The 428-nt window shown below is 66.1% G+C and carries 1 protein-coding gene; it reads right to left on the reverse strand.

Annotated elements, in window-relative coordinates; all coding sequences use genetic code 11:
• The coding region (locus tag AACY52_RS31780) for a hypothetical protein (protein WP_339561623.1) at positions 1-428 on the reverse strand (428 nt) is incomplete at both ends.

The raw sequence follows: 428 nt of genomic DNA on the forward strand, positions 1-428 counted from the left end.
CGCGTAGAGGCCGTTATACTGATTGACGGTGCGCAGCGAGACGGGGCCGGCAAGGCCAGTGTCCGGCGTGCCGGACGCGCCCAGGAACAGGCCGGAGCCGCTGACGACGTAATTCTCGCCCATCGTACCGATCTCGGCGGTGGCGTTGTAGCGCGTCACGCTGGCATCGTAGCTCGCCCCGATCACGAAGCGGTTGTCGTGACCGAGCAACTGATCGGTGTTGGTCGCCTGCCCCGACACGCCATAAGTGGTCGAGCGGATCGAGCTGCGGTCGATTTCACCGAGGATCGTGCCGGCGGCAAAAGGATTGGCCAGCGGCAGCCCGTCTCCGCCGTTCGCCGGGGTCGCGCCGTTGCCGAAACAGAGCAGGCCCGCAAGCCCGGGATCGGTACATTCCTGCACATCGGTCGGATTGCCGTCGACCAGCT

Origin of the sequence: Pseudomonas sp. EA_65y_Pfl1_P113 (genome assembly GCF_963970525.1) — a bacterium.
Taxonomy (GTDB): Bacteria; Pseudomonadota; Gammaproteobacteria; order Pseudomonadales; family Pseudomonadaceae; genus Aquipseudomonas; species Aquipseudomonas tritici.